This window comes from Bacillus cereus group sp. BfR-BA-01380 (assembly GCF_022663535.1).
Classification (GTDB): Bacteria; Bacillota; Bacilli; order Bacillales; family Bacillaceae_G; genus Bacillus_A; species Bacillus_A cereus_BB.
Genome location: NZ_JAKUFS010000017.1, coordinates 1 through 24,149, shown reverse-complemented (window position 1 = coordinate 24,149; position 24,149 = coordinate 1). Strand labels below are relative to the sequence as shown.

Sequence of the window (24,149 nt, the reverse complement as noted above, 5' to 3'; positions counted from 1 at the left end):
TGCTTTGCTCAATCTTTGTTCAAAGTGAGCGCTTTTTGTTTTTGGAAGTGCTATAAAATTTAAAGTTGATGGAGATGGGGTACCGCCCCATGCCCATCAACTTAAGATAAATTTGTATTCGTATAATGCTCCTCAATATTCTCTAAATTCACACCATCCAATATGGTTGGAAACTCCGTTTATCGGTCAGGTATAAATTTAAAAAGTGCTCTTCGATGCTCCGGTGGTAAATAAATTTTTGTTCGAATGTTATTCAGGTCAATCGGATTCCTTCAAATGCGTTCATCACCAAATGATGCACATAGGAATCATCCAACTTGTCGCCAGTTACGAGCAAACGATAGAAAATCGGCCCGTAAATGAGATCGATGCTTAATTCAATATCGAGAGTTTCTTTCAATTCTCCTCTCTGAATTCCCTTCTCCAGAAGATGCCTAGCTTGGAGTCGACGGGGCTGAAAATATCGGGTACGATATTCCTTCGCCAATTTTGAATCAAACTGCCCTTCGCCTATTAACTCTGTAATAATGGTCCCTTCCCGACTTGTCAAAAACCTGGCTAAACTTGTGGCGTGAATTAGAATATCATTCAATGCCGAGCCCGTATCAGGCACGGGCAATTTGGCAGCGGCAACAGACAGAAAACCATCCATTACCACGGCTGCCTTGTTAGGCCACCATTTATAAATCGTGGCCTTGCTAACTTTAGCACGATCTGCAATTTTATCGACCGTGACCGCTTTAAAGCCATTTTCCAACAATAACTCATAGGATGCGGAAAGGATAGACTTATGCGTTTCGACATTACGCGGCCGACCTCTTTTACTTTGCACATTAATCATTCCTTCCAAAAATATAAACTATACGTTTAGTATACTTAATTTGAATAAAAAATAAAATAACCTATTTACAAAACTGAACGTTTAGTATATTATTTGTTTTAATTAATGAACTAAACGTTTAGTATTTAATTGTTAAGAAATTTTTCGATGTTAACTGATACAACTAAGCCTAAGACTCTACAAGAACTTATTACTAAAAATACATGAAAAGGGAGAAGAAAGAGATGGCACAATTGAAAGTCTTGAAAGAAGAGTGGGATGCAGTTCAGACTCAATTTAGTACAATGGCCACTGATGTCGCCGCAGCATTTGCCAAGATGATTCAAGAACTTCGGGATAATGGTATAGGAGGAGTTAACTATGTCTAATTTAAAAAATCAAACAATTGATAAAGATATTTCAGCAGGGTTAACCATACTTCTAGCAACTGCATGTGGTATCATTGTAGCTAATCTTTACTATGCACAGCCTTTGGTTGGGTTAATTAGTTCTGCAATTGGGCTTTCTGCTAGTAGTGCTGGGTTGATTGTAACGCTAACCCAGATTGGATATGTTGTCGGTTTACTATTTCTTGTACCTTTAGGAGATATTGTTGAAAACCGAAAGCTGGTAGTTATATCGTTACTTCTAAGTGCAGTCGCCCTGACTGCCATAGTATTTGTGAAACACGGAATACTTTTCTTAGTGGCTTCATTCTTCATCGGGTTGGGATCGGTCGCAGCACAAGTGCTCGTGCCTTTTGCATCATACCTTGCATCAGAAGCTACACGCGGCCTCGTAGTTGGCAATGTCATGAGTGGTCTGTTACTTGGCATCATGCTTTCTCGTCCGATATCAAGCCTAGTAGCTGACATCTGGGGATGGAATGCAATATTTGCCTTGTCTGCGGTAGTAATTGTTCTCTTAGCGATTATATTATCAAAAGTACTTCCTACTAGGAGGCTAATGGCAAACACAAACTATACCGCCTTACTCGGTTCAATGTGGCAACTGCTGCGAACTACTCCGATCTTACGCCGTCGCGCGATTTATCATGCGTGTGTATTCGGGACTTTCAGCTTATTCTGGACTACTGTTCCGTTATTATTGTCTAGCCCTACTTTTCATTTTTCTCAGAAAGCTATAGCATTATATGCACTTGTCGGGATTGCGGGTGCGATAGCTGCGCCAATAGGTGGACGTCTAGCTGATCGTGGATGGACTCGGATGGCCACTGGGATAGCTCTCGCTATTGTCATCGCTTCTTTATTACTACCACTCATGATTCGGAGTAGTTCGCCTGTCGGAATAGCTGTTCTAGTAGTTGCAGCTATTCTGTTGGACATGGGAGTATCCGCAAACCTTGTGCTTAGTCAACGTTTGATTTTCTCTCTGGAGCCAGAAATTCGTAGTCGATTAAACGGATTATTCATGGCTATTTTCTTTTTGGGGGGTGCTGTTGGATCCTCTATCGGAGGATGGGCATACGCCTCAGGCGGATGGAGTGCAGCATTATGGATGGGAATCGCTTTTCCGGTCATAGCACTGCTTTATTTTGCCACAGAGAAATAGTTCTTTAATCAAACTTTAGAGATTAATTGTAATTGTTTTGAGGTTTTTGCACCAAAACCAGATTTTTTGTCTCTATCGCTGTAAGGGTACAAAACTCACCAGGTAAAATGTTTCTGAATTCTATGTAGGCTATGATAAAAAAAGAGCTTGTGTCAGAAAACAAGCTCTCTTTAAAAGAAATAACGCAATTGAGATGTCCATATATTACCAATTGATTTATTACGCCTTCATACGTCTCATGTTGAGAAATAAATTATAAGTGGTTTGATAAAACTAAACTGAATTATTGACATAATATTTTGATAATCATATAATAAATCTTGAATTCGAGATATTTTGTAAAAGATTGGTAATTATAAGTTTGATTAATGATGAGGACTTATCTTTAAAGTTACTTGTTATATTATCACGAGCAGTACAGTCAATTACAAAGCGTATTGAAGAAGATATAAAAGTTATGGACTTAATCCAACTGAATTTGCAGTTCTTGAGTTACTATACAGTAAAGGCGATCAGCCTATACAAAAAATTGGAGACAAAATATTACTTGCAAGCAGCAGTATTACGTATGTAGTTGATAAGTTGGAAAAGAAGAAATTCTTAGTACGAAAACCATGTTCTAAAGACCGCCGTGTCACGTATATGTCAATTACTTCAGAAGGTATTGAATTGATGGATACTATTTTCCCTAAGCATAAACAGGCGATTCGACAAATATTTGGTGGTTTGGACTCTGGTGAGAAAAAAATGATGATCGAACAGTTGAAAAAATTAGGCTATTATGCGCAAGAACTATAAATTTTTTGATGAATATCTCGAATTAGTAATATCCTAATTAAATATAAATTAATTAAAAGTAAATAAACAGGAGGGGGTAAAAGCAAAAAATATAGTACATTTAATGGTATCTAAAATGGAGAAATCATGGAATTACAATTAGTATAAGAAGAAAAGGTAATTGTTATAACAACGCATACATAGTGTTCTTTTAAGTGTGAATCTTTCATAAAGCTGAGAGTGGGTATCAAGAATGGAATTACGTCATTTAGAGTATTTTATTCAAGTTTGTAATAATGGTAGTTTTACTAAAGCTGCGGAAGCTCTAGGTATTTCACAGCCAACTTTAAGTCAACAAATACGTGTGTTAGAAGGTGAACTTGATACACCTTTATTTCATCGAATTGGAAGAGGTATCAAAATTACAGAAGCAGGTAAGTTACTATTTGATAAAGGTAAATTTATCATGCAGCTATTTGATGAGGTTCATGATGAGATCTTCGAATTAAAGGGTGCAAAAAGAGGTGTAATTACTATAGGAGGGTTATTAGAGGACCTCAACTATCTAACACCTTATATTATGCAGTTTCAACAGCATTATCCCAACATCTTAGTAAAAATCATAGAATCAGAAGTTACTGTAAATCAAATAGTTGAAAATAGTATTGATATAGGGATCACACGTAGTTTGCAAACTCCAGACACATTAACAAGTACTCTTTTGTATAGCGAAGAGCTCGTCCTTGTGACTCCAAAAAATTATCCTTTGGATAAAAAATCATTTGTTTCCTTTCGAGAATTAGTAGGGCTGAGTAGAATAATGGTTTCAAGCAGTTGTCGTGAAGCAATTAAGATATATTGTGAAACTTTAGGGTTATCTTTATCTGAAGCAAATATAGAAACAAAATCTTCATTTTCTCTATTGAGTCTTGTATGCAATGGACATGGGGTTGCCATAATACCACTCTCACTGGTTGATTTTGTTAATAATGATTCCATGAGCATAGTTCGTATTGTTGATCCAACACCAAGTCAAGATATTAATCTTATTCACTTTGATGATAAATTTTTAAGTTTTGCAGCACGTATCTTTATGCAGAAATTAAATGATCCTGAAAAAGTATCAGTATAATAGAAACAATAATGGTTCTAGTGTAAAAATTTCAGGGAAATTGAAAATAATCTATAAGTCTTGGGATGAGGCCTATATTAAAGTCAAAGGGCAGTGGATTTATATGTGTGGTGTAGTCGATTCAAAAGGGAATACCATTGACTTTTTATTTAAGGAAAAATGGAAAAATCAAATCAGCCAAGTATCTTTTCATATGCACCTGTTCCTCATTTTATTAAGAGCTGAGCCCTTCCAATGTTAAGGTTCAAGTCTTTTGACACGGCTACATCTATTATTTTGAGATTAGCAGTCATGCATATGATCAAAAAAGAACAGATTAATTTACGAGATCAGTCTGTTCAAAATCAGAAAGCATTCATCCATCAATTGTTGGGGTTTCAGCATAAAGTACAATCCCCTTTAGGGGGGCGGGGTCGCTAAAACATATATTAAAGTAAAAGGTCAATGGATGTACCTGTATCGTACTGTTGATTCGAGAGGAAACACAATCGATTTTTTCCTAAGCAAAATAAGAGACCAGAAGGCTGCAAAGCGCTTTTTCAAGAAAGCTTTGCGGTCTTTTCATGTTTCAAAGCCTCGTGTTATAACAGTCGATAAGAATCCAGCTAGAAATATATAAGCTATATTCTCTTTTATTTTATCTTTGCACCAGAACCATTTATGTAGTTGTTAATTTAGCATAGATGATAAAAAATAGGGTTAATTGTCCTGTTATCACAATATTTGGTACTACTACAATCAAATTAATAACAAAAAAGAATGCTAAAATCCCTAAAAACAAGCATAAATGATAAATTTTCAAACGGTGTTGTTCAAACCTGTATTGATGAAAAACAATTGTAGTTGACAGGAAATAGAGCAATACAGAACCAAAAACAAAATATAGGATAAAAGAATAATAGACCTCATGTAAAAATAATAGTCTAATGGATGCTGCAACCATACTCAAAGACATTAAAATAAACAGATGACCGTAAATAATAATTTGACCGGAAGTTTGTCTAGACTTGTCGAGTTTCTTCTCCATGTTATCGAAATATTGCCACCACATCGAAATAATGAGGATAAATGAAATGATCGCAAAGCTTATTGAATCCCAATTTCCTTGTTTAGGTTGAATGACCACAAGAGTGCTTATAAGAGCTTCCCCAAAGAGAATAATGGAAAATAGACCAGATCTCTCTAACAAGTGGGCTGTATTTGTCGGAACCTTTTCTAAACACTTTCTTCCAAGCAGTGGGACAATAATATCGATAAGAATTCCCAAATACAACGCAGCATATCGAATCCAAGAATCAAAAAAGACGGATAATAATGAAATAACGACTCCAATCCAAAAAATATCTTCCTAAAAAGAGTGCTGCTTTTTTTCGAGCTCCCTCTTCTATACGCTGGACAACAAGATATTGGATTGCAGTCACGGCCCTTAAGCCAATATAGCCAATTAAAAAAGAAAGATAATAAGGATCAAAATCAGCTGATAAGCTTGATGTCATTATTAGGACAAAAAACATTTGCAGGATCAAAAAGATTCGTTGATGAAATAAATTCTTTCCAAACCGGTTAACAAAGATGGTTTGCCCTACCCAAGCCCACCAGATCGGAATAAAAATTAAGACAAACTTTACTAAATACTCTGCATGGATATGACCATCTTCAACATGAAGTAAAACATGAGTCGCAGCCGTCACCGCCGCCACAAATAACAAATCATAAAAGAGTTCTAACCACGTCACTTTCTTTTCTTCCATTTCTGCACTCCCTCCTTATAGTTAATAGCACACTGGAAATATATGGTGATTGGAAGAGGGAATAATATAGCAAATAGGTAAGTCTTTTTTATTAAATATTACTCCAATTTTAATAAAACAAGAGAAAACAGATCCTTCAGGTTTCTTATTTGCATCCCTTGGTATAAAATAGGCGATTAAGATAGTGGATATAAAAAGGACAGACTTTGCAAGGAGAGAAGTCTGTCAAAAAACAAATCAAGTTAATCAATCAACTCTTCGGTCTTACCGCATAGTAATAGATTCCGTTAGGGATACACTGCTATTTCGGATCTACATATTATTTGCACCAGAACCCATATTACCATTATGATCTTAATACCATTACTATTTGGGTCCGTCCTCGGCCCCAAACCCTTATTGTAGAAAGAAAACCACCGGCATTAGACCGGTGGTTCTGACTTAGAAAGCAAAGCAAGTACAACCAATACCCCATTTAGTTCCATCTTTTCCTATTACGGTATGAGTATGTTGATGGAGAGGGTTACTGCAACTATGTAACTTGTGATCATGAGCATCGTGAGAAAGTATATTGTGGGCTAGGTTGGCACCACCATAACCATAAACTCCCGTCGGTGTCCAGTCAGGTGATGCTGGCGGCAATTCAGGTGATAAATTTTTAAATTCATCATTTCCATAAACAACCTGCCCACCCATAATGGTGAGTAATGATTCAAGGTCCTTGATTTCTTCTTCTGACACAGTAAAGTAGTCAGCAGACAATACAGCAATATCAGCAAACTGACCTACTGCAAGGGTTCCCTTTTTACCTTCATCACCAGAGAACCACGCACTTCCTTTGGAATATAGTTCCAGGGCTACTTTTCTGTCAAGTCTATTCTTTTCATCGTATATCGAAAGACCACCAATGGTTTTTCCGGCAACCATCCAGTAAAGAGCAACCCAAGGGTTATAGCTGGAAACCCTGGTTGCATCACTACCGGCGCCAACAGGTATACCCAGGTCTAGCATACGATAAATCGGAGGAGTATGCTTTGCAGCTTCCTTTCCGTATAAATCAACAAAGTATTCACCTTGGAAAGCCATGCGGTCTTGGATGGCAATACCGCCATTTAAAGCCTTAACACGTTCCATACTACGATCTGAGATTGTTTCTGCATGGTCAAACCACCAGCGTAGACCATTAAAAGGAATTTCTCTGTTGACTTCCTCAAAAACATTTAAGAAATGTGTTATTGACTCGTCATAAGTTGCATGTAAACGGAATGGCCAACGGTTTTCCACCAATAGAGAAATTACTTTCTTTAAGTCAGCTTCCATCACCGTAGCTAGTTCGGGTCGCGGCATTTGAAATTTTTCAAAATCGGCTGCCGAGAATACTAACATTTCTCCGGCACCATTCATTTTATACTTATCATTTCCTTGACCCGGAGAAACAATTTTTGCCCATGAAGCAAAGTCTTCATATTCATGGTTTGGATTTTGCGTAAATAGATTATACGCAATACGCAAAGTTAATTGATCCTTCTCGGCTAAATGTTCAACAACTTTGTAATCATCAGGATAATTTTGGAATCCACCACCTGCGTCAATGGCACTTGTGATACCTAACCTATTTAATTCGCGCATAAAATGGCGAGTTGAGTTAATCTGGTCGTCAAAATCAAGTACTGGAGCTCTACCCAAACTTGAATAAAGAATAGAAGCGTTAGGATTGGCAATTAAAAGACCCGTTGGATTACCTCGTTTATCCCGCTCAATTAAACAGCCCGGAGGGTCTGGAGTATCTTTTGTGTATCCCAGTGCACGCAGCCCTGCACGATTTACAAGTGCTCTATCGTAAAGATGTAGCACAAAGACAGGCGTGTATTCAGAAACAGCATTAATCTCTTCCAAAGTTGGCATCCGTCTCTCTTTAAATTGAAATTCAGACCAACCTCCAACTACTCTTACCCACTGAGGAGCAGGTGTACGCCTTGCCTGCTCTCTAAGCATTTCCAGAGCAATAGCAAGTGATGGCACACCTTCCCATCGCAATTCCATATTATAATGAAGACCGCCACGAATAACGTGTATATGAGAGTCATTCAAGCCCGGAATAGCTCTCTTTCTTTTAAGGTCTATTTTTTTGGTTTTTTCTGTGGCACTATCAAGAAGTTCATCTCCACCTACTGCAGTGACTAAACCTTCAGTTATGGCGATAGCCGATACCTCAGGTTGAGATGGGTCAAGGGTAGTGATTTTTCCGTTATATAAGATCATATCCGGTAAATTCATGTTCACACCTCGTCTACTTCCTATTATTCTGTAACCATGGATGAAATATTTTACCGAGAATCGGCATTACTACCCATGATAGCAAGGACACTATACATACAGAAACAAAAAAAGCTGAAATAATAGGATTCATATTTTTAATAATAGGTCCTATCACTTTAGGAACCAACATGCTAAGAGGCCATACACCAAGAACGGTAACAATAGACATTTTCCATTTTGGCGGTGGAACTGGCGTTTTAGGAGTAACAAACCAATAAGCCAAACTGCTTTCAGTTTTGTAAGTTGGATTAGTAGCTTGAAATTGTTCTGCCTTTTTTAACAAATCTCGACGAATATCTGATTCTTGCCAAGTACGTAGATGCTCATACGTATCAAAGCGAAAAATAACAGTATACTCTCTGGATCCGTTATTGGGGACTATTAGATTTACGCCTAAATGCCCTGGGAATTTAGTAGAGGCAGCTTCGATTTCATGTCTCCATGTTTCAAACTGTTTTTCTCTACCTTCTTGAATTTCCCATGTAACAATCGTTGTTACTGGACCGCCAGCATTCATCGTGTTTCCTGTATGAGTTTCTCCGGCAGTTACTCTTTCTTGTTTCATATTTTCCTGCTTGGAAGCGCGCCATGTACCATAGTATATGCGTATTCCACGCCTTGACCATAAGCGCCAGTGTGTTCTTTTACAATTTCCATAACAGCATCATAAGTGTCTTTGCGTGCCCAGTCACGTTGGTATTCAAGTAAAACTTGAATTGCTGTCACTGGAATTGCTCCAGCTTGTTCTACACGACGCATAGCGGCGTTATGTGCTGTCAAACTAGTACCACCTGAAGCATCATCAACTGCATAAACTTCATAGCCAGCTTTAATTGCTTCAAGCACAGGGAATGCAAGGCAAACTTCAGTCCAAAGTGCTGCAAATATCAATTTCTTTCTACCTGTTGCCTTAACTGCCTCAACAAATTTTGAATCTTCCCAAGAGTTCATTGAACTACGTTCTATAATTTCATGGTTTGGGAATATATCAAGAATTTGTGGCCAAAAATAACCAGAAAAGCTGCGTGTTTCAACTGTAGTAAGAATAGTAGGTACGTTAAAAGCTTTTGCTGATTTAGCAAGCAGCATAACGTTATTAATCAATGTTTGTCTGTCAATGCTTGCAACTCCAAAAGTCATTTGAGGCTGAAAATCGATCAAAATTAATGCACTGTTCTCCGGAGTTAACAATTCTAAATTACTCATAATAAAACTCTCCTTTTTTAAAATTGTTTCAAATAAAGTTTTTTGAAACAATTATATTTTCTATTAGTTTTAGCTGTAATCGTAAAAATAAAAGCTTTGCTATACTTCTTAATTTAAAAAGGAGCGCTGATTTAGCCAGCACTAAATTTATGCTATCCACTTTTAAAAAAAGTGATTTATAGCTATTTCTTAGGAATAAATTTATGCATTTTGTTTACTAAGATCTCGCTGAGCTCCCATATAGCTTCCAATTATATTTTGATAACCTGGAAGATTACTAGCAAGCAAATTGCCAAAACCTTCGACATCGTTGCGCCAATCGCGCTGTAATTCGCACGCTACGCTAAACCAGTTCATAAGTTGCACGCCACTATGTGCCATACGCGTATTGGCAGCATCTGCAACTTGTTTACTGAAAGTTCCTGAAGCATCAGTAACAGCAAATACTTCATACCCAGCTTTTATAGCGGAAAGTGCCGGGAAAGCAACGCAAACATCCGTAACTACGCCCGCGATGATAAGTTGTTTTTTTTCAGTTTCTTCGATTGCTTTTACAAAATCATCATTATCCCATGCGTTAATTTGTCCAGGTCGAGCTATTTTTGGTGCGTGAGGAAATAGATCAACCAATTCTTGCATTAAAGGTCCGTTAGGTCCGTGTTCAAAGCTTGTTGTTAAAATAACTGGTAAATCAAAAAACTTAGCAGTGTGAGCAAGAGCTAAAACATTGTTCTTGAATTCATCAACACCATAGTCACGTACTAGTCCGGACATAAGGCCAGTTTGATGATCCACTAAAAGAACGACAGCATCATCTTTGTTAATACGAGAATAGAGATCAGACATTATGTATTCCTCCTAAAAATTAAGTAGTCGAAGAAAGTTTAAACAGTGGAACATTATCATAAATTCCTAGTTTCGTTATATTAGTTATAGCAGCATTCACAGAACATGAAGCGCTATACAAATTTATAGTATTTGAAAACCAGTTCATTAATCAATTCTAAATTATCTATAATTTGCATAGATGGTAACTATAGTTATTTTTACCATAAAATTAATTGGTTTTACCTATACATTCTATAGATAGAACAATATTGATAGTCGCCTATTTTTGTTATTAGAATTAAATATGAGGAATGTTCAGCAATTATTTCATGATGAAAAAGGTATTAGATGGGGAATTGTTACAAAAACAGAAAATGAATTCAGCGGAACAATAGAGTTTCATGCTTAGAGTCCACAACATAGACGTGCATAAATAGGTTACGAGATTCATCCGGATTATTGAAGAAAAGGATATATTAGAATGTTTTTTGGAGGTAGAAGAATGGCAAAAATTACTGTAGGAACCGAAAATCAAGCACCCATTGAGCTATATTATGAGGATCATGGCACAGGGAAGCCAGTAGTATTCATTCACGGTTGGCCATTAAGTGGTCGATCTTGGGAATACCAAGTTCCTGCTCTCGTTGAGGCTGGATACAGAGTCATAACTTATGACCGTCGAGGGTTCGGAAACTCTTCTCAGCCATGGAATGGTTACGATTATGATACATTCGCTACTGATTTACATCTGTTACTAGAGCATTTGGATCTCCAAAATGTGACACTGGTCGGATTTTCAATGGGGGGTGGAGAAGTAGCTCGCTATATCGGAATCTACGGAACAAATAGAGTAGAGAAGGCTGTATTTGCAGGAGCTGTACCACCATTCCTTTACAAGTCAGCAGATCATCCTGAGGGAGTATTAGATGATGCAGCAATTCAAGAGTTTGAAAATGGAGTGAAAAATGATCGTCTAGCATTTCTTGATGAGTTTATGAGAGGGTTTTTTGCTGCTGGAGATCGAACTGACTTAGTCAGTGAACCGTTCCGACTTTACAATAGGGATATTGCAGCGGGTGCATCGCCTAAAGGAACACTAGATTGTATCGCTGCTTTCAGCAAAACGGACTTCAGAGGAGATTTAGCCAAGTTTAATATACCTACCCTTGTTATTCATGGTGATTCAGATGCAACTGTTCCATTTGAATATAGTGGAAAGCTAACACATGAAGCAATTCCTAATTCTAAGGTGGCTTTAATAAAGGGTGGTCCACATGGGTTCAATGCAACACATGCCAAAGAATTTAATGAAGCACTGCTATCATTTTTAAAGGGCTGATTACAAATAAATATTTTTTAACTGATAGAAAAGGGGCATTTTACCTTCTTTGAAAAGGTTATTGATAAGCGATTAGTTACACTCGATTCTCAAATATTAATAGGTTGCAAACATACACTTTTATGAGGAAAATGATATCTTGGAAGAGAGGAGATACACACATCCATCAACTTAAGAATTTTATAAAGCTCCCAAAATGAAAAATGCGCTATTCTTTCTGTAGAATCATAGGAAAGGATGGCGTTTTTGTATGTCTACTTCTATATTTGATGAATTACAACTATTTGCTTAAGAAATTCAAAGCTTCTTATCCCTAAATACCTTACGAGATCTTGCTAGAGATGTTGGTTTTGTGCAACGAACTAGTAAGTACCAAGCAAAAGATTTAGTCGCTTTATGTGTATGGATGAGCCAAAATGTCGCTACAACTTCATTTGTTTCCCATTCAGTGTCAAATGGGTTTAAGGGATGTTCTTTTGTAATTACCAGGCTCTTAAATGTTAAGTAGAGATTATGGTTTTCGACTTTGGCTTTTTCTATATAAACGGACTGTCACTCAATATTTTTAAAACAATTTTCTGATATGTATTTTGGCATTTCCTTCAGTCCTTTTTATTTTCTATAATACCATCTTTTTCAACCTCCCCATTGAAAAGAGACTATTCCACAACTTTTAAGTTATGAAACTGTATTTGGTAATACTCGGAAAATATTATTGGTAAATAATGTATCCGCATGACCTAGTTTTACACGTATCTCGGCTGAATCTCAAATTGACATCCAGTTGCGGATTTTGTATATTAAGTAGTGAAGATTAGGATTGGAGTGAATTGTTTGATTCTAAACTCCGAATTACAAAATTTGGATCTTATAGATTTATTAAGCGAGCGACATAGTTTGGTCCGAAAAGTTTCAGAGAAAGCATGGAACTATAACAGTGAGATTTATATTTCAAATTCAGAATGGTATATCATGGCTAAGATTTATAAAAAGCGACCTACCATTTCGTATGTTACAAAAAATGTAGAAATTTCTCGCCAGGCGATCCATAAGTTCATCAAAAATCTTTATACAAAAGGATTAGTGGAAATCAACAATGTCGAAAACAACAAGAAAGAGAAGAGCATCCAGCTAACAGCTTTGGGAGAAGAATGCTACGAAAAAAACGAGGCACTTAAAGCCCAACTTGAGAATAAAATTGCAGAAAAAATAGGTGTTGAGCAAGTAAAGATTCTTAAAGATCTATTAAAGTTAGATTGGGAAATATAACTTTAACTGATAAAAATATAATGACAAATAAAAGGAATGGCATTGTTGAAAAATTCATCTCAACCGAGCCATTCTTTTTTTATGAATAAAAACTGCATCTTATTTTGTTCCATTTATCAACCTTATTATCCTTTCATTTATTTCTTCAAAAGTAGTGTTCAATGAAATAGCTAAATCTTTAAAAAGTATATTTTGTATAGTGTTCAAAAGTTTACGATCTTGTTCATAAAGTTTTTTTTCATGAAGTTCAGCATTGATTTTTTTTCGCATCAGTGTATTTATAACTAAAGCAATTTTTTTTCGATCACCTGTATTTATAATATCGGAATATAGCTTGAAACGTATGTTATGATTGTCATCCCATTTTATTCCTGGATATCTAAACGATTCAAGGATTTCATTGGCTTCCTCTTGATGAATTAGTGCAAGCATGACCACTTTATCATTATTAACAGGAGTACTAATTGTTAATTGATGATTATTTTCCATCGGATGTAACACATAATACGGTCTTGTAATACCTGAAACTGTTTTTTCACAAATATCATCAACTCGGCAAATGCCATGTGTGGAATAAATAATTAAATCTCCAATAGTAAACATTTAATCACTCCAGATATATATTGTTAACTAAGTTAACTATACATCGATAAAAAACTATTGTCAACTTAGTTGACGTTAAGGAAAAACTTTTGATATAGTTAACTGGCCCGTTAGTAAGTGGGGGTGTACTACGGTAGGGGTAGCACAACATCGCTATCAAGCTAAGAAAAAATTAATACCCTAAAACAAAAAAACGCCATTCTTTCAAAAGAATGGCGTTTTTTCAGTAGATACTTCCTTAAACTTTTGACATAAATGATAATGTAAAATGGTTATTTCCTATGTTCCTCCATCCTCTTATAGTAATCAATCTTTTCTTCAATTTTCACCAGATTATCCTTCAAATCTTTCATTTCTTTAAGGATTTTATTTTGATGTATTTCTAACAATTCTCGTCTAGCACTTATTGTAGTTTCACCTTGACTTCGTAAATCAGAAAAAAGTTTCATGTCTGTGACTGGCATTCCTGTTACTCTTAAACGGATTAAGAAATTGATCCAAGAAATATCAGCTTCCGAATATTGACGATAGCCATTGATATCTCGGTTCACCTCGTTAAGTAACCCAATTTTTTCGTAGTAACGCAAAGTGTGCACAGTAAGTCCTGTTACTTTTGAAATTTGTTTAATAGTAAATATCTTTTCCATAAAATTCATTATAACACAAAGAAAAGGGGTTGCCTTAGAGCGCACTCTAAGGTGTAACGTTTAGTTAAGAGTACTTTTTAATCAATCGATACTACGCATCATAGACGTACTAAATGATTAAAAAATTAAAATTGATAAATTCTTAGGAGGCAAATGCAATGAATAATGAACGTTATCAGCGTGGCTGGAAAAAACTAATGGAAGTAGATGGAGAAGGTGGGCAACGTGTTATAGATTCACTAAAAGATATTGCTCCTGATCTCGGTAAATATGTTGTTGAATTCGCTTTTGGTGATATCTATCCTCGAGAAGGATTAGACATCAAACAACGTCAATTAGTTACAATCGCATCACTAACTACACAGGGTGGCTGTGAACCACAGCTTAATGTTCACATTAACGCAGCACTTAATGTTGGTCTCTCACCAGATGAGATAGTAGAAGCAATCATGCACTGCATCCCTTACACGGGCTTTCCACGAGTCCTTAATGCAATCTTTGTAGCAAAACGAATTTTTGAAGAACGTAAGCTGAACTTAGGATAAGATTCTATTAATGAATAGGCCCAGTCAAATCAATTTCCCCAAAAAAATGAAAAAATACGCTATTCTTTCTGTAGAACCATGGGAAAGGATGGCGTTTTTGGGGTTCGACAACGATTCCTTCTTTTTGGAGCCACTTACAAAACTAAAACAAGAAGCTACAAATATAAATTTAATAATTTATTTATGGATAAATTATTAGTCTCACTTAAATCAACAAAATATTGAAGTTGCCACATCTGGCTCTTCTTAGCTTGAGTGCTAACAGGATTATCCCAAATAGGATAAATTCTCATAGCCATCTTTCCTTTTTGACTTTGAGTTTTCAATATTTTTTCTTTTAGAAGAATCTCTTTGGGGAAAATAAATTGTCCTAGTTTATTATCATCAATACAAGTGATAACTAATAAGTCAGGAGAAGAGTCATAAGAGAAGGCTTGATTTTGCATGTTTTCATTTTTCTCCCAAAAAGAAACAAATTGGCCAATTTTATTAGGAGTAATTTTTGATACCCTAAAACGTATGGTTTTGTTATTTAACTGGAATATTCCTCCTGCATATTCTGAATTTTGTTTTTCTTCTTTTAGATTAGTGATCATTAAGTTATTAGGTTTGTAAACTATATTATCTAAATTTTTGATTATATTATTAAAATTGTTCATGCGAATTCCCCCTTTATTCATATCTTAGTTTATCACAAACGTTAGTTCTTATATATCGTATAGAATACAATCTTTACAGACAACCAATTTCTTAACGTACAATTTTCTTTTTAGGGGGGTCTCGCCACATCGCTATCAAGCTAAAAAAATACACCTCCCCCAGAACGAGATTTTGTCCTAACTTGTAATAAAAAAGCTCATTTTTTCGTTTTGGGATAATAGGCCCAGATCGTAAAAGGCCATTCCATCACCTCTTCAAAGCGTAACTACAATAAGGACAAGCCAGTTTTGGCTTGTCCTTGTTCCATGCCGCCCGGCGAATTCAAACGGCAATCATACAAAGTCGTTATTCGCCTTAGATCTATCACCCCTGCCACAACGCAGGCTTTGTCACCATGAACCATAACATCGCCATTAAAAGAACAATGTAAATCCAAACAGAACGCCGCAACAATTGAATCAAGGCGTCCTTGTCTTGGCCCGTTTCGCTGAATTTCCGAATGGTTGGCGAAAAGGCGCGGGCTAGGAAAAATAATGAACTCGCCATGAGAATAAGGGTCATCACTATCCAAGGGGTCTTCCAAGTCCAAGGGCCCGCCAGTACAAGCAGAACCCCGGATGCAACCAGCACATGCCCGGCATGCTTGGCCAGCCTGACCGAAAATCGGAATACATCCAGATAAGCCTGCCGCGCGTGGGCCTCTGAAGCCCGCAGTTTTTTGATGAGCGGAAGCAATACAAAAAACGGGCCGATGGATAAGATTGCACTGAAAATATGTACATACAGAAGCAGTCGATACAACATGTCCATCCTTATATCACATTAACCTTCGACGGGACGGAACTCATGAACCCAAACTCTCATATTTGGCAGCCATGGCATGCCAGGGTGAAGAGACAGGATAGATTGCTTATATTCCTCCACATTCGCATAGCCTTCTTGACGGGCATGCTCATCAGTCAATTCGCCAAGTGACTGCGAATAGACCTTCTCCACAACATACTGGTGACCTTGAAGCTCCATCACTTCCCCGACATCCGCATATCTCCCGTTGCGGCGAGTAGCCGTTTTCTGTCCTGCAAGCACTTTTTCAATGTCCTCTTGAATTGTGATGAGACGTTCAATCGTACATGTTTTTGGCGGTAAAGCGTTCGTTTCATTTTGGTTTGTCATCTGAGTCACTCTCCTTTTTTCATTTAAGCATAAGCCCACTTTATCATATAAAAAAATTATTCTATATAGCAAGTTTCTATTTAATAGGGATAACAAACTTTCATACAATGTTTATACGATAAACACCAATAATAGGAAAAAGCAGCGCTTGGTTTTGGTGCAAAAACCCCAAGATAATTGCAATTAATCTCTGAATCTTGGACATATTGATACTAGTACTCTAAAAAAAGGTAAATTATAAAGAATATTTGGTGGTAAAAAGGTACGGTAACAAATTCACGATAAATTTGTTACCGTACCTTTTTAGTTTTGAGAATGCAATATGGGATTTTGTCTAGATATTTTACAGTTCATTTCAGATGGTTCGACATATAGGGGAACGGTATAAGTTGAGAAAGATGCGGACTTGATTATGCTCATGTATCAGGAGAATTATTATGATTAGGAGACGGAGAACAAGGATGTTACAGAAATTCATGTGGCAAAGCATCGGAATGGACCTGTTGGATTGGTGAAGTTGCGGTTTTTGAAGGAGTATGGGATGTTTGGGGAAGGGTGGGGGTGAAGCCCTGCTGATGGAGATTTCATTTTATTAGAATGCAAGATTTGTATTATTGGTGAATGTCCCTAGTACATTATCTCTAAAGATATATAGAATGTTAATACTTTCGTTGGATTTAATATTGTTTTTACATTGATATATATAAATACATTTTAATTTTCCGACATATAAGTCGCTGCTATGCAGAATACAACATGACCTGTACTCGCTTGCTCCTTTTGTTTTAAACTTCGTATGTGGCAGGAAAAGGCCCTGACCGCTTCTATACACGGCCAGATCCTCTCGCCCTCCCAAAAAGAAAGGGGTTTTTATGTCGTTTTTTTAACTTATATGTATATAGTTAATATTCAAGAATAGAGAGTAGGAGGGAAACCATATGATTAAAGGATTGTATGAAGCCTACTTACCAATTAGTAATTTACAAAATTCAATTGAATTTTACCGGAAATTAGGATTGAAGCTTGCTTGGTGTGATGAAAGCACTGCCTTCTTTTGGATTGAAGAAGAGAAAAGTTGGTTGGGTGAGAAACTTTTGCCATATAGGCTAATTCACTAGCTGGTAGCGCTTGACCATTCATTAAACAATCCAAGATTATTGCTCTTGTTGGTTCAGCAATTAGTTTTGCAATATATGAGATATTCGGGTATACATTCATATTTCGATGATACCCTAAATGTATTATTGATACAATTACCTTGAATCTAACAATAAGGAGGAATTAATTATGAATGCAATTGATCTTACTATATTGAACTTAAAAGAAACTCGTCGACGCTCTATAAAATTGTGGGAATCACTTCCCGATAGCTGGATTACTTGGAGACCCGACAAAGAGGCGTTGTCCTTCGGGGAAATGATCCGTCATGTATGGAGTGCAAGTTTCGATTATCATATGGTCTTAAGAAACAATGGATCTGTTAAAACAGAAATAACTACCCCATATGATCAAGAACCTATCATTTCTATAGAAAAAGAGATAGAATTATCTGAATTATATTTTGGTGATTTTATAGAGTATGTTCAATCCCTAACCATAGAGGATTTAGAGTCAAGACTTATTGATAGAAGTGATGTTGGTTACCAGCGATATTTAGGCGATATGCTTTTACGGATTGCTTACCATGATGCGGTCCATGCAGGTCAATTTTTACAATACTTACGAATGGTTGGTTTGGAAAGACCCATGATATGGGACTAAAATTGAAAAGGGTTCCAATAAAAATAAGCTAAACTAATATGGACAAGCCGATAATTCCTTGAGGCTAAGGAAAGTATCGGCTTTTTGCTCGTTCAGAAAGTCATAAAATAAAGGAATAATAAGATTTTGATTTTAAGACAAGTTTTGAGACGGATAACATAGCATTATTTCAATATCAAATGGAAAGCATCAAAAAGTCTCAAAAACGGAGATTTTTGAGACCGAATAACGCGACTTAATATGTTCACCTCAATACTCTTTCCTTATCTCTTCCTCAACTTCTTTTCCTAAGCTTTGAGTTTGTGTATTCTCTGACGGTTGTTTTGAAATCAAATAAATGGCCATTAATACCAATCCTATTCCTACAAGGTGGAACAAGGAGATTTCTTCACCTAATATGAGTATAGAAAGAATAATACTGCTAATTGGCAAAACACCTGTTAATACTCCAGCCGTACTTGCAGGAACTTTTGAGACGCCTTGGTACATAAGAATAAAAGCAATAACCGTTACAACGATACTAAAATAGAATATCAGTCCCCACTCCGAAATAGATACTTTTTCCAAATGAAACCGACTGCCCTCGTAGAGAGAAAACGGTAAAAATAACACAGCACCAAAAGCACTGACAATCGTTGAAATGGCAAGAGAACTCACTTGTTGTGCTACAAGTTTCCCTAATATGATAAATAATGCTTCGCCAATAACAGCACCGAAAATGAGCAAATTCCCTAATACGTGAGAGGAACCACGTGCCACATTTGAAGATGATCCGAAAACATTGATTGCTAATGTCCCTAAAATGGCTAACATAATTCCTATACCGATGTTTTTTGTTAATTTTTCCTTAAGGAGAAGGAAGGCAAGCCCCCCAGTGACAGCCGGAATTATACTTGTAATAATTCCACCTTCAATGGCTGTGGTTAATTTCAGTCCATATAACATAAAAATATTAAATAAAAACACACCAAATAATGCCTGTAAAAAAAGGATAAAAAAATCTCTTTTACTAATAGGAGGAATCCCCTCAAATTTTATCAATAAGGGAATCAGAATAAGGGTTGCGACAAGAAATCTTAGTTCGGATGCTACGAATACAGGAAAACTTTGAATAATTAACTTACCTGCTACGACTGAACTCCCCACAATAACCATAGCCAAAATAATTTTCACATTTGGGATTAAATGTTTATTCAATATTCCCTACTCCGCTCTGCTGAAGATGAATGTATTATATCTGTCACTGCATGATATAGATTTCCCGGATATTCAGCTATCCGATGACATAAATACAAGTACCACTCCTTCCCGTAAGTCAAATATACTCTAGAGTTATATCCTTTATTTTTTAAATCACTTAACATATCCGGACGAATTCCATATAGCATTTCTATTTCTATATTAGGTTGACTAAGATATTGATGTTGCTCCATTTCTTTGATAAGAATTTCATCATGTGTAGCTATAGATACAGGATGATTGGTTTCAACTAATTGTTCTACAAGTTGAAGTTTCGCAGCTTGTAATAATAACGCATAGAGTTCAGTGGATTGTTGTACATAGGATTTTATATGTTCATTTCGTGCAATCGATTTAAGTGCCTGAGCTACTTGAAATTCTGGTTTAGTCATCACATTTTCATCTCCTTTAGAACTGTTTGATCCAACTGTAGCATGCTAAAATAGTTTGTATCAGTACCATTTCATACAAACTTTTATGGTACCATTTTTGATGAAGGGAACATTTATATGCTTTGGATACCTATTGATCGGTCGTTAGATATATCTTTAATTCGACAGGTTTATCACCAAATACGGGAACGAATATTAAATGGAGAGCTACAATCCGGAGAAAAACTACCATCAACACGGGAACTATCTTCTGAGTTAAACGTGTCTAGGAATGTAATTTTAGAAGCTTATGATCAATTATTTTCCGAAGGTTTTTTGGTTGCTCGACAGGGTTCAGGGACATTTATTGCCGAAGGAACGTATTTAGAACAACATAAAAAATCACCGCTATTTGATTCTTTATCTTGGTGCGAAAAAACAAACAAAGACAGTAACATCATTAATTTTCGTTCAGGTATACCAGCATTGGACTTATTTCCACGTAAGGCATGGGCAAAGTTGTCTCACACCATATGGAATGAAACGTCTCCTTCTACGTTTGGATACGATATTCCCGAAGGGCGTCCGGAATTAAGAGAGGTTTTATCACGCTATTTACTGAAAACAAGAGGGGTTTTTTGTCATCCAGAACAATTGGTGATTACTTCCGGTGCAACCCAAGCTTTAACACTTGTTTCTAAGTTGCTTTTGTCAACGGGTGACGAAGTGCTAATGGAAGATCCTATCACCAATGACATTCAAACGATTTTTAAAACTTCAGGAGCCTTCCTTTATCCTATACCAGTTGATGATAATGGAATGGATACATCTTTGCTGCCTTTAAATAAAAATCCAAAGCTCATCTTTATTACTCCTTCTCATCAGTTTCCTTTAGGTGGAACGTTACCGATTCAACGACGGGTTCAATTGATTAACTACTCGAGAAAAACAAATTGTTATCTTGTTGAGGATGATTATGACAGTGAGTTTCGATATGAAGGCTCACCTGTAAGTTCATTACAGGGATTGGACCCGGAGCGTGTGTTATATATAGGTTCATTTAGTAAAATCTTATCACCGGCCCTTAGAATGGGATATTTAGTTCTTCCCTCACACCTTATTGAAAAATGTCGCAGGTTAAAATGGTTTTCGGATCTACATACCCCTTCTTTAGATCAGCTTGTCCTTGCTAAATTTATTGCCGAAGGTTATTTGGAACGGCATATTATGAAGATGAAGAAAATCTATAAAAATCGAAGAGACTTCCTTATCCATCAATTAAAATCAGCATTCTCGAATAAGATCAATATTTTCGGTTATTCTACAGGGTTACACCTGATTGTTGAATTCAATCAGTTTCAATTCACAAAAGAATTACTTGCGGAAATCCAACAACTTGGAGTGAAAGTATATCCTGTGGAAGACCACACCATTGAAAAAGGAAAACATCATAACCGAATTATTTTGGGTTATGGACATTTAACAAATGAAGAGATAAAAGAAGGCGTGAGCAGGCTACATAGGGCAATACTTTGTATATACTCTTTTTAACGAATAGACTTCTAAACTCAAAATAGGCTCATTTTATGTCGGAATTTGCTTAGCGTATATTTTCGTTAAAATGTGGGCGGGACCCCATCGCCATCAAGCTAACAAATGTAAATACCCCCAAAACAAAAAATAATGCTTATTTTTTGTCGAATAATCATTTGTTTCTTAAGGTGCTGATTATGGAGTACCTTATTTTGTGTGTTGCATTACGACATATGTTGTTATACTATGTATGTAGAGGAGTGATAATAGTGGATAAAGAAATTTTAAAAGGGAGTATAGATATTTTGTTACTTTCTATCATTGCAAAACATGATACATATGGATATGAAATAGCTCAAAGTCTAAAACAGGAAAGTGAAGATTTGTATAGCATGGGGCAGGGTACTTTGTATCCTGCATTAAAACGATTAGAAAAAAAAGAGCTTCTTCAATCCTATTGGAATGAATCTGAGAGTGGTATGAAAAGAAAATTTTATACAATTACAGATAAGGGGAAAAAGGAATTGCAGAAAAAAGTTAATGCTTGGGAACGTGTAACGTCACTAATTCAAGTATGCCAGAAAGGAGTTATTTATGAGTGAATTTGACGAGTATATCAGGTCTATTTTATCTTTTTCAGAACTTAACAATATTGAACATGATGAGTTATTTCTAGAAATTTATGATCATTTGACCAGCTTGAAAGAAGAATATATGGCGCAAGATATGACTGAAAAAGAAGCAATCGATAAAGCAATTCAAAGTTTTGGAGAATCGAAAACAATTGGTTTGGAAATTCATCAATCAGTATACGAATTTCCTAAATCGTTAAAGATACTATCAAAAATTCTATGTATTCCCTATATAATTATGTGTTTCGCCGTATTTGTAGGAACCTTTATTTCAGCATCTACATTTGACTCTCTTCGTAGTTTAGTAGGCGGAAATGTCTATCATCCCATGGAATTTTGGACACAATTTTTACATATATCTGATGTAGGCACTTTGTTACAATTTTTTGGAATATCTCTTTTTGAAATTAAGGACTTTATTTCACATCCAGGCCCATGGGGCAATTCAACATATTGGCTAATGGTCTTACAGCATATAATATTCTTGATTCCATTCGGATTCTTTATTCCAGTATTTTTTAATAAAATAACCAACTATAAGACAGCTTGTAAGTGGTATATTATAACCTTTATTGTTTGGGAAGTTTTACACTTATTAACTTTATCAGATGTCTTTGATGTGGGACGGATAACCATTAATATGTTAGGTGCATCAATAGGATATATTTTATTTATGGGTGTTATACAAATAAATAATAATCTGAGGATTTTATTAAAAAAGACGTTTGAAAATTAATTTTTCCTTATTTATTTTTTATGATGTAGTAATATATCCTCTTAAAAACAAGATAAATTTGTATCCATGTTCCTCTAAAAACGCCATCCTTTCCTATGATTCTATAGAAAGAATAGCGTATTTTTTCATTTTAGAGGGAATCTTGTTTTGTTAGCCAACCAGTTTTTTATAATTGTTGAAATCGTTGTAACAGAATACTGTATCAAAAATAATTCGTAACATTACTAATTGAAGATATTTTTACTACTACAAAATACATATATATCTAACAGATTTTCTACTTTGCTCCTGGTTACAACAACACTGATACTATGCCTTTAGGTATTAATGTTTTAAAAATAGGAACTATGCATTCAATTGATTAGTACCCTTGTCGCATACATTGTTAATTTGTTGTTGTAATTTTTTGAGGAATAATAAAATTTCTTTACTAGGCATGCCACAATCTCTAATGTGAAATCTATTCCCTTTTCCAATTTCTAATTCATATGAGATTAAGGTAATAGGGATATTGCGGAAAATATGCCAAGGAAAGTATAGGCTTACAAAGTCTTCTCTAAAATCTATTCCTGATTTACATATCAGAATGCCAGTCGCGCTCCTACCAAAATTACCCAATAGAGAGGTATCTAAAAAAGCAATGGTTTCTTCATCATTCGGAAGAACATACCTGTCCAGAATACTTTTAAGTTTTTTTGAAGGTATATGATTATTTATATATAAACCATTATCTTCTTCTAATAATTCACCATATGTTTCAAAAAGTATACATGTTTCTTTCACATGATTGACTGGTATTATAGGCTGGATATCATAATCATTTTGAATGATGGAATGAATCTCTAATGGCCTCAATTAATTCTTTAAATAATGTTATTGGATAGTCACTTCCCTCAATACTAAACATCTCTTGAGAGTCAAAAGAAAGAAATGTCCCCTTAGTACACTCGATTTTTTGTACTCGAGATAATTGATCCCACTTTATATTTCCATTAGATAAAAAACTATTTTTCCAATACAATCCTGAACTTGTAAAATAGACGCCAGCTTTTCCAGAATTAAAAAGACTACAACTTAAAAAAGCAAAATTTTCATTATGGGGGGTCTCGCCACATTGCTATCAAGCTAAGACTTCATTAGGAATTTTCCAGGGGAGTTTTTTTACTTTTTATAAGGGATCGGTGTAGATTATTTAAAAATTCGCATACGAAATAAACCCTAATGGGTTTCATTTTT

Annotated in this window: 21 protein-coding genes and 11 pseudogenes; 17 read left to right on the top strand and 15 right to left on the bottom strand. The window is 35.8% G+C overall.

Going from position 1 to position 24,149, the window contains the following annotated elements; genetic code table 11:
- Positions 1-253 precede the first annotated feature (253 nt).
- Positions 254-832, bottom strand: coding sequence for a TetR/AcrR family transcriptional regulator (locus tag MR076_RS16055; protein ID WP_242222314.1), 579 nt, complete (start codon positions 830-832; stop codon positions 254-256).
- A 233-nt stretch (positions 833-1,065) separates the two neighbouring features.
- Between MR076_RS16055 and MR076_RS16050 the strand changes: the two genes are divergently transcribed.
- The 6 genes and pseudogenes from MR076_RS16050 to MR076_RS16025 form a co-directional block, all read left to right on the top strand.
- Positions 1,066-1,209 carry a hypothetical protein gene (locus MR076_RS16050; RefSeq protein ID WP_242222208.1) on the top strand — a complete coding sequence of 48 codons (144 nt, stop codon included), beginning with the start codon at positions 1,066-1,068 and terminating at the stop codon, positions 1,207-1,209.
- Positions 1,202-2,392 carry an MFS transporter gene (locus tag MR076_RS16045; protein WP_242222207.1) on the top strand — a complete coding sequence of 397 codons (1,191 nt, stop codon included), beginning with the start codon at positions 1,202-1,204 and terminating at the stop codon, positions 2,390-2,392. The genes MR076_RS16050 and MR076_RS16045 overlap by 8 nt, the downstream gene beginning before the upstream one ends.
- 355 nt (positions 2,393-2,747) lie before the next feature.
- Positions 2,748-3,190: pseudogene (locus MR076_RS16040) on the top strand (MarR family winged helix-turn-helix transcriptional regulator).
- 232 nt (positions 3,191-3,422) lie between these two features.
- Entirely contained in the window at positions 3,423-4,301 is an 879-nt protein-coding gene (locus MR076_RS16035; RefSeq protein ID WP_242222206.1) for a LysR family transcriptional regulator, read from the top strand.
- 58 nt (positions 4,302-4,359) lie between these two features.
- A pseudogene (locus MR076_RS16030) lies at positions 4,360-4,721 on the top strand (DDE-type integrase/transposase/recombinase); the annotation flags it as partial.
- Positions 4,714-4,908, top strand: a pseudogene (locus MR076_RS16025) (DDE-type integrase/transposase/recombinase); the annotation flags it as partial. The pseudogenes MR076_RS16030 and MR076_RS16025, both read left to right, overlap by 8 nt.
- Before the next feature lie 51 nt (positions 4,909-4,959).
- Here the strand turns inward: MR076_RS16025 and MR076_RS16020 are convergent.
- Positions 4,960-6,052, bottom strand: a pseudogene (locus tag MR076_RS16020) (low temperature requirement protein A).
- Positions 6,053-6,246: 194 nt separating this feature from the next.
- Here MR076_RS16020 and MR076_RS16015 point away from each other — a divergent pair.
- Positions 6,247-6,327: pseudogene (locus tag MR076_RS16015) on the top strand (IS6 family transposase); the annotation flags it as partial.
- Positions 6,328-6,493: 166 nt separating this feature from the next.
- Here the strand turns inward: MR076_RS16015 and MR076_RS16010 are convergent.
- The 4 genes from MR076_RS16010 to ycaC all read right to left on the bottom strand — a co-directional run bounded on the left by MR076_RS16010 (position 6,494) and on the right by ycaC (position 10,423).
- A complete protein-coding gene (locus tag MR076_RS16010; protein WP_242222205.1) occupies positions 6,494-8,329 on the bottom strand; it encodes an amidohydrolase in 1,836 nt (611 codons plus the stop codon).
- A 13-nt stretch (positions 8,330-8,342) separates the two neighbouring features.
- Complete coding sequence (locus MR076_RS16005; RefSeq protein WP_242222203.1) at positions 8,343-8,936, bottom strand: antibiotic biosynthesis monooxygenase; 594 nt, start codon at positions 8,934-8,936, stop codon at positions 8,343-8,345.
- Positions 8,933-9,577, bottom strand: a complete 645-nt coding sequence (locus MR076_RS16000; protein WP_017151636.1) for a hydrolase — start codon at positions 9,575-9,577, stop codon at positions 8,933-8,935. The genes MR076_RS16005 and MR076_RS16000 overlap by 4 nt, the downstream gene beginning before the upstream one ends.
- 201 nt (positions 9,578-9,778) lie before the next feature.
- A complete protein-coding gene (ycaC, locus tag MR076_RS15995) occupies positions 9,779-10,423 on the bottom strand; it encodes an isochorismate family cysteine hydrolase YcaC (RefSeq protein WP_090998886.1) in 645 nt (214 codons plus the stop codon).
- 484 nt (positions 10,424-10,907) lie between these two features.
- On the opposite strand from ycaC, the gene MR076_RS15990 reads away from it, so the two are divergent.
- The 3 genes and pseudogenes from MR076_RS15990 (at position 10,908) to MR076_RS15985 (ending at position 13,013) form a co-directional block, all read left to right on the top strand.
- Entirely contained in the window at positions 10,908-11,744 is an 837-nt protein-coding gene (locus MR076_RS15990) for an alpha/beta fold hydrolase (protein ID WP_242222202.1), read from the top strand.
- A 295-nt stretch (positions 11,745-12,039) separates the two neighbouring features.
- Positions 12,040-12,192 (top strand): annotated as a pseudogene (locus tag MR076_RS26820) (IS4 family transposase); the annotation flags it as partial.
- 386 nt (positions 12,193-12,578) lie between these two features.
- Positions 12,579-13,013, top strand: a complete 435-nt coding sequence (locus tag MR076_RS15985; protein WP_242222201.1) for a MarR family winged helix-turn-helix transcriptional regulator — start codon at positions 12,579-12,581, stop codon at positions 13,011-13,013.
- A gap of 99 nt (positions 13,014-13,112) precedes the next feature.
- Here MR076_RS15985 and MR076_RS15980 read toward each other — a convergent pair whose 3' ends face one another.
- Together MR076_RS15980 and MR076_RS15975 are read right to left on the bottom strand one after the other, a co-directional pair.
- On the bottom strand, positions 13,113-13,616 hold the full coding sequence (locus MR076_RS15980; RefSeq protein ID WP_242222200.1) for a CarD family transcriptional regulator: 504 nt from the start codon (positions 13,614-13,616) through the stop codon (positions 13,113-13,115).
- A 272-nt stretch (positions 13,617-13,888) separates the two neighbouring features.
- A complete protein-coding gene (locus MR076_RS15975; RefSeq protein WP_242222199.1) occupies positions 13,889-14,263 on the bottom strand; it encodes a MerR family transcriptional regulator in 375 nt (124 codons plus the stop codon).
- Positions 14,264-14,421: 158 nt separating this feature from the next.
- Here MR076_RS15975 and MR076_RS15970 point away from each other — a divergent pair, with 158 nt between their 5' ends.
- On the top strand, positions 14,422-14,808 hold the full coding sequence (locus MR076_RS15970; RefSeq protein ID WP_242222198.1) for a carboxymuconolactone decarboxylase family protein: 387 nt from the start codon (positions 14,422-14,424) through the stop codon (positions 14,806-14,808).
- Positions 14,809-14,963: 155 nt separating this feature from the next.
- Here the strand turns inward: MR076_RS15970 and MR076_RS15965 are convergent, their stop codons facing one another.
- From MR076_RS15965 to MR076_RS15955, 3 genes are all read right to left on the bottom strand, one after another.
- The gene (locus MR076_RS15965) at positions 14,964-15,467 is read right to left on the bottom strand and encodes a MepB family protein (protein WP_242222197.1); all 504 of its coding nucleotides are present in this window, start codon (positions 15,465-15,467) and stop codon (positions 14,964-14,966) included.
- Between the two features lie 364 nt (positions 15,468-15,831).
- Positions 15,832-16,272 carry a DUF2269 family protein gene (locus MR076_RS15960; protein WP_242222313.1) on the bottom strand — a complete coding sequence of 147 codons (441 nt, stop codon included), beginning with the start codon at positions 16,270-16,272 and terminating at the stop codon, positions 15,832-15,834.
- Between the two features lie 18 nt (positions 16,273-16,290).
- The gene (locus MR076_RS15955; RefSeq protein WP_242222312.1) at positions 16,291-16,641 is read right to left on the bottom strand and encodes an ASCH domain-containing protein; all 351 of its coding nucleotides are present in this window, start codon (positions 16,639-16,641) and stop codon (positions 16,291-16,293) included.
- A 388-nt stretch (positions 16,642-17,029) separates the two neighbouring features.
- On the opposite strand from MR076_RS15955, the pseudogene MR076_RS15950 reads away from it, so the two are divergent.
- Positions 17,030-17,206: pseudogene (locus MR076_RS15950) on the top strand (DnaB-like helicase C-terminal domain-containing protein); the annotation flags it as partial.
- A gap of 373 nt (positions 17,207-17,579) precedes the next feature.
- Positions 17,580-17,726, top strand: a pseudogene (locus MR076_RS15945) (VOC family protein); the annotation flags it as partial.
- On the opposite strand, the pseudogene MR076_RS15940 reads toward MR076_RS15945, so the two are convergent.
- A pseudogene (locus MR076_RS15940) lies at positions 17,719-17,859 on the bottom strand (winged helix-turn-helix domain-containing protein); the annotation flags it as partial. The pseudogenes MR076_RS15945 and MR076_RS15940 sit on opposite strands and share 8 nt — an antisense overlap.
- Before the next feature lie 69 nt (positions 17,860-17,928).
- Here MR076_RS15940 and MR076_RS15935 point away from each other — a divergent pair.
- Entirely contained in the window at positions 17,929-18,402 is a 474-nt protein-coding gene (locus tag MR076_RS15935; RefSeq protein ID WP_242222196.1) for a DinB family protein, read from the top strand.
- A gap of 249 nt (positions 18,403-18,651) precedes the next feature.
- Here MR076_RS15935 and MR076_RS15930 read toward each other — a convergent pair whose 3' ends face one another.
- Positions 18,652-19,599: a DMT family transporter gene (locus MR076_RS15930; RefSeq protein ID WP_242222195.1), complete on the bottom strand. Its 948-nt coding sequence runs from the start codon at positions 19,597-19,599 to the stop codon at positions 18,652-18,654.
- Positions 19,596-19,913 (bottom strand): annotated as a pseudogene (locus tag MR076_RS15925) (proline dehydrogenase family protein); the annotation flags it as partial. The gene MR076_RS15930 and the pseudogene MR076_RS15925, both read right to left, overlap by 4 nt.
- 237 nt (positions 19,914-20,150) lie before the next feature.
- On the opposite strand from MR076_RS15925, the gene pdxR reads away from it, so the two are divergent.
- The 3 genes from pdxR (at position 20,151) to MR076_RS15910 (ending at position 22,913) form a co-directional block, all read left to right on the top strand.
- Entirely contained in the window at positions 20,151-21,563 is a 1,413-nt protein-coding gene (pdxR, locus tag MR076_RS15920; protein WP_242222193.1) for a MocR-like pyridoxine biosynthesis transcription factor PdxR, read from the top strand.
- A gap of 251 nt (positions 21,564-21,814) precedes the next feature.
- The gene (locus MR076_RS15915; RefSeq protein ID WP_242222192.1) at positions 21,815-22,147 is read left to right on the top strand and encodes a PadR family transcriptional regulator; all 333 of its coding nucleotides are present in this window, start codon (positions 21,815-21,817) and stop codon (positions 22,145-22,147) included.
- Positions 22,140-22,913, top strand: a complete 774-nt coding sequence (locus MR076_RS15910) for a VanZ family protein (RefSeq protein WP_242222190.1) — start codon at positions 22,140-22,142, stop codon at positions 22,911-22,913. The genes MR076_RS15915 and MR076_RS15910 overlap by 8 nt, the downstream gene beginning before the upstream one ends.
- A 345-nt stretch (positions 22,914-23,258) precedes the next feature.
- On the opposite strand, the pseudogene MR076_RS15905 reads toward MR076_RS15910, so the two are convergent.
- Positions 23,259-23,997: pseudogene (locus MR076_RS15905) on the bottom strand (hypothetical protein); the annotation flags it as partial.
- Between the last annotated feature and the right edge of the window lie 152 nt (positions 23,998-24,149).